Here is a 5,408-nt window from a genome sequence, read left to right as displayed (position 1 = left end):
CGTCGAATTCGAGTCGGCCCTTGTGGATCACGTCATAGGCCTTGAGCACCAGGCGGGTTTTGACTTCGGGGGAATAGCTGAAGGTGGTCACCGCCGGGAAGAACTGACGCACCAGCTGCGCCACGCCGCTGCCCAGACCGGTCACATCGATGCCGATGTAGGTCACCCAATAGCGGTCGCACACGCTCTTGATGAACGCAGCTTGTGCGGCGAAGTCCATGCCCCGGAACTGGTGGCGTTCGAGGATGCGGAACTTGCCACCGGGCACCAGCGGCGGCGCGACCACCACTAAGCCCGAACAGTCGCCCGTCTCGGCCGGGTCGTAGCCAATCCACACCTGACGGTCGCCGAACGGGCGCATTGCAAACGGCTTGTAGTCCTCGGCCCACTCGACCCAACTGTCCACCATGCACGACTGCAACAGGGTCAGCGGGAAGATGCTCGCGCCGTCATCAACAAACTCGCACATCAGCAGATTGGCGAATGCCTCGGGACTGTACTCGCGGCGCAGTTCCTCGATGTCGAACAGGTCGCAACCACCCCGCTCCGCGTCCAGAATCGTGACGATCTGTCGCCACAACCGATCCTCGCAGAACCGCCCTTGCTGAAGCGCCCCATGGGACACATCCACCTTCGTATGCTGGGCGGCAGGCTTGCCCTTATTGAAGCGCTCGCCTGTCCAGAATGTGTACGCCTCGTGAGCCATGCTCGACGGCGTCGAAAAGTAGGTCTTGCGCCACTTCTTGTGCATCGCCATGCCCGAGGCGACCTTGTTCAATTCCTCGAACTTGAACGTCCAGAAGAACTCGTCGAAGTAGAAATTGCCGTGATAGCCCTGGGCGGTACGGGCATTGGTGCCGAGGAAAAACAGCTCGGCGCCGTTGGGCAAGACGATGGGATCGCCGGTCAACTCGACGCCGATCACCTCGCGGCAGAACGCCTGAATGTAGCCCCGGAACAGATAGGCCTGGTTCTTCGAGGCCGACAGAAAAATCTGATTGCGCCCGGTGTCCAGAGCATCGATGAAGGCCTCGCGGGCGAAGTAGTAAGTGGCGCCGATCTGCCGGCTTTTGAGGATGACGCGGGTACGCTGATTGCCGGCCCGGTACCAGTCTTTCTGATAGTCGAAACAGCCGTCGATGAAGGCTTCGCGCAGCAGCTCGATCTGGYCTTCGCTGATCTCGTTCTTCGGGGCTTTCTTCTTCGGCTCGGCGTTGCGTTTAGCCAGGTTCGGGTTGAGGTCGGTTTCGGTACCTCCAGCCTGATAGCGCTGGATCCGCGCCTGGCGTTCCAGCTGCCGGTGCAGCAGATCAATCTCCTTGAAATCGCCTCCGCTCTTGTTGTCCTTGAGGAGCAACTGCACCAACCGCGCTTCCAGCGCCCCGCCGATGCGCTCGACGTTGTCCGCCCGATCCCACTCGTCACGGGCCTTCCAGCTGTGTAGCGTTTTTTCCTTTTCGCCCGTAGCCTCGGCAATCTCGCAGATACGCCAACCCATCCAGTACAGGAACTTGGATTGGCGGCGGGGATCGATGGGCAGCAGTGCGGTCGTAGTCATGGCCGCGATGCTGCCGCCCATGCCTGCGACTCAATAGCACCGCCCCTTGTACCTCCCTCCCCTACAGTCCCGCCTCGTTGCCGCAACTCGCGCGCGTCACGACCATGCCCCTCATTGCAACGCACTTAGCGCCCAACGCATTGAGGATTCCCGGCATGAAGAAATTCCGCAGCAACTGGTTCCGCGTCGCCGTCGAGGGCGCTACCTCTGACAAGCGCACCATCAAACGCAACTGGTTGGAACAGGCGGCGAAGAACTTCAACCCGTCCACCTACGGTGCCCGCATCTGGCTGGAGCACTACCGCAGTGTGCTGCCGGACAGTCCGTTCAAGGCTTACGGTGACGTGCTCGCGGTGAAGACCGAAGAGGTGGACATCAATGGCCAGAAGAAGCTGGCTCTGTTCGCCCAGATTGAGCCGACGCCCGACCTGATCGCCATGAACAAGGCCAAGCAGAAGGTCTACACCTCGATTGAAATCGACGACAGCTTCGCCGACACCGGTGAGGCCTACATCGTTGGCCTGGGGGTAACGGATTCCCCAGCCAGCCTGGGCACCGATGTCCTGGCGTTCTCAGCCCAGAAACCTGACGCCAGCCCGTTCAAGGATCGCCACTATTCCGCGACCTCGATGTTCACCGAGGCGGTCGAGACCGAGCTGACGTTCGAGGAAATCGAAGAGAAGCCCGGCATCGGTGCCCAGCTCTTCAGCAAGGTGCAAACCCTGCTCAAAGGCAAACAAGCCAAGGACGACACCGAGTTCGCCCAGATCAGCGAAGCCGTCGAAGCCGTGGCTGAGCACGTCAAGGATCTGCCCGAGCAACTGGCCGCCGAGAAAAAATTCTCCACAGGCCTGCAAACCCGACTGGATCAGCTGAGCAAGGACTTCACCGAACTGAAGGACAAGCTCTCCACCACCCAAGACCACAGCCAGAAGACGCGCCCTCCGGTAACCGGTGGCGATAACCAGGTCATGACCGACTGCTGAAGCCGGCCCACCCCAAGCCCCGAATAACGAAGGACGACATCCATGCGCAACGATACCCGCAACCTCTTCAACGCCTACCTCGGCCAGTTGGCCAAGCTGCACGGCGTACCCAACGTCACCACCAAGTTCGCCACGGCGCCGAGCGTCACCCAGACGCTGGAAACCCGCATGCAGGAATCCAGTCAGTTCCTCAGCGCGATCAACATCTACGGTGTGACCGAACAGATGGGCGAGAAGATCGGGATGGGCATCGGCGGGCCGAACGCCGGCACCACCGACACCACCCAGAAGGATCGCGAAACCACCGACATCACCACCCTCGATGACCGCGGCTACTTCTGCTCACAGACCAACTTTGACACCCACCTGCGCTACAGCAAGTTGGATGCCTGGGCCAAGTTCCCCGACTTTCAGGCGCGCATCCGTGACGCGATCCTCAAGCGCCAGGCGCTGGACCGTATCCTGATCGGCTGGAACGGCATCAGCCGCGCCGCCACATCCAACCCAGCGACCAACCCGCTACGCCAGGACGTCAATGTTGGCTGGCTGCAAAAGATGCGCACCGAAAACGCCGCGCGGGTGATGAAGGAAGTTGTCGAGGGTTCGAACAAGATCACCATCGGTGCCGGCAAAGACTTCACCAACCTCGACGCCCTGGTGTTCAGCATGGTCGAAGAGTTCATTGCGCCGTGGTATCAGGAAGACCCTGACCTGGTGGTGATCTGCGGTCGCCAGCTGCTGGCTGACAAGTACTTCCCGATCATCAACAAGGACAACGCCCCGACCGAGATGCTGGCCGCCGACATCGTCACCAGCCAGAAACGTCTGGGCAACCTGCCGGCGGTGCGCGTGCCGTACTTCCCGGCCCGCGGGCTGCTGGTCACCAAGCTGGAAAACCTGTCGATCTACTGGCAGGAAGGCAGCCGTCGCCGCACCGTCCTCGACAACGCCAAGCGCGACCGCGTCGAGAACTACGAGTCGGTGAACGACGCCTACGTGATCGAGGATCTGGAATGCGCCTCGCTCGCCGAAAACATCGAAATCGCGTCGTAAGGGGTGGACCATGACGAACCCCTGCCGTCGCCACTTCCAACGGGTCACTGCCGCCATCGAGGCGGCAGCGGCCGAACCCACCCAGACCATGGCCGGCGCCACCGCCTACGAGCATCAGCTCAACCAACTGCTGCAAGACCGCCTGCGCCTGAAACAGGTGCAGTCGAACCAAGGCAAGGCCGAACTCAAACGACAACTGCTACCGGACTACGTGCCCTACGTGCAAGGCGTGCTGGAGGCCGGCAAAGGTGCCCRGGACGAAGTGCTGACCACCGTCATGGTCTGGCGCTTCGATGCCGGCGAYTTCACCGGTGGCCTCGACATTGCCCAGTACGTGCTGAAGCACAAGATGGTCATGCCCGACCGCTTCGCCCGCACGTTGGGCTGTCTGGTCGCCGAAGAAGTCGCCACGGCGGCGTTCAAGGCGCAGAAGGTCAGTGAACCGTTCGACCTGGTCATCCTGCACCGCACCGCCGAGTTGACCGACGCCGAAGACATGCCTGACCAGGCCCGCGCCAAGCTGTTCCTGGCCACGGGCCGCGCGACGCTGGAAGGCGTCACCGAAGAACAGCCCGGCCAACCGGGTCAAGTGCAAGCCGGCATCGACCTGCTAAAGAAGGCCATCGAGCTGCACGATGCCTGCGGCGGCAAAAAGGATCTGGAGCGGGCCGAACGCCTGCTCAAAAAATTCACCGCCATTGGCGGATAACCGAGCGTCCCCACGCACCCCGCCGGCTCGGGGCAGATCGGCCAGGCCGCTCCTCCTGAACGTGAAGCCCCGACCACCGGCGACCTATAACAGAGCGCAGTTCCATGAGCGGATTCGTAGCGGGCGGCACGGCCCCCACCGGCCACATCAACACCGACCCTTTCTGGCCATCGATCGATCTGGATGACGTGCGCGGCACGCTGAGAATCGATTCGAGCGTCACCCTAATTCGCCTGGAAACCGCGACCATCGCCGCTGCCATCAGCGTCAACCGCGAGTTCACCGAGTGGCGCCGGGCCAAGCAAGCCAATGGCTACGCCACTCTCGCCGACGTCCCGGCCGAGAAGGTCAAAGACGTCTCGCAATACATCCACCTGTACCAGCGCGCCATCTACGCCGCGACTGGTGCGGAAATCTGCGAGCGTTACCGCTCCTACGACACCACCAACAGCGGCAACCAGAACGCCGACGACCTCACTCCAAGCATCGACGAACTGCGCCGCGATCAACGCTGGGCGGTCCGTGACTTCCTTGGCCTCGGCCGCACCACCGTGGAGTTGATCTGATGGCCGTCACCGTCCGCACCCAGCAAAACGACACCGTCGACGCCCTCTGCTGGCGTCACTACGGCCGTACCGCTGGCGTGACCGAAGCCGTACTCGACGCGAACCCTGGCCTGGCTGATCACGGCCCGGTGCTGCCCCATGGCCTGACGGTGCAAATGCCCGAAGCCCAAACAGCCGCGCCGCAGCGGCAGATGGTGAACCTATGGGACTGACCCACCCATGCCGCGTCCTTGAAACCACCCACACTGGACCATGGAATGAAACGCATGCCTGAACGTCCCGATACCTGGGCCTGGCTCGCCGCCTGGCTCGAACAAAACTGGCCGACCCTCTACGCCGGCATCCTGGCTCTGATCATCGCGGCCCTTCGGATCATGTATGGCGGTGGCACTTTACGTCGCATGGCAATCGAGGCCCCGCTTTGCGGCGCCTTGGCACTGGCCGCCAGCCATGGCTTGTCGCTGCTGGGTATCCCCGCATCGACCGCGCCATTTTTCGGCGGTGTCATCGGCTTGCTGGGCGTCGAAGGCACACGC

General features: G+C 62.2%; 7 protein-coding genes. 6 read left to right on the top strand and 1 reads right to left on the bottom strand.

Features of this window, described 5'->3' with window-relative positions; all coding sequences use genetic code 11:
- A partial coding sequence (locus tag AC1DLB_RS20125) for a terminase large subunit domain-containing protein (RefSeq protein WP_477785514.1) occupies window positions 1–1,558 on the bottom strand: 1,558 nt, incomplete at its 3' end.
- Between the two features lie 155 nt (window positions 1,559–1,713).
- Here AC1DLB_RS20125 and AC1DLB_RS20120 point away from each other — a divergent pair.
- The 6 genes from AC1DLB_RS20120 to AC1DLB_RS20095 form a co-directional block, all read left to right on the top strand.
- Window positions 1,714–2,544, top strand: a complete 831-nt coding sequence (locus tag AC1DLB_RS20120; RefSeq protein ID WP_477779298.1) for a GPO family capsid scaffolding protein — start codon at window positions 1,714–1,716, stop codon at window positions 2,542–2,544.
- A gap of 42 nt (window positions 2,545–2,586) precedes the next feature.
- Entirely contained in the window at window positions 2,587–3,597 is a 1,011-nt protein-coding gene (locus tag AC1DLB_RS20115; RefSeq protein ID WP_038979859.1) for a phage major capsid protein, P2 family, read from the top strand.
- 10 nt (window positions 3,598–3,607) lie between these two features.
- Window positions 3,608–4,306, top strand: coding sequence for a phage terminase small subunit (locus AC1DLB_RS20110; protein WP_477785513.1), 699 nt, complete (start codon window positions 3,608–3,610; stop codon window positions 4,304–4,306).
- Window positions 4,307–4,410: 104 nt separating this feature from the next.
- Entirely contained in the window at window positions 4,411–4,872 is a 462-nt protein-coding gene (locus tag AC1DLB_RS20105) for a head completion/stabilization protein (protein WP_477779300.1), read from the top strand.
- Entirely contained in the window at window positions 4,872–5,084 is a 213-nt protein-coding gene (locus AC1DLB_RS20100; protein WP_477779301.1) for a tail protein X, read from the top strand. The genes AC1DLB_RS20105 and AC1DLB_RS20100 overlap by 1 nt, the downstream gene beginning before the upstream one ends.
- A gap of 45 nt (window positions 5,085–5,129) precedes the next feature.
- Window positions 5,130–5,408, top strand: a 279-nt coding sequence (locus AC1DLB_RS20095; protein ID WP_477785512.1) for a phage holin, lambda family, incomplete at its 3' end; no start/stop codon positions are given.

Source organism: Pseudomonas sp. 05N434, from assembly GCF_056396965.1.
The sequence above is the reverse complement of the archived record's forward strand: the minus strand, read 5'-3'. Positions and strand labels throughout refer to the sequence as shown.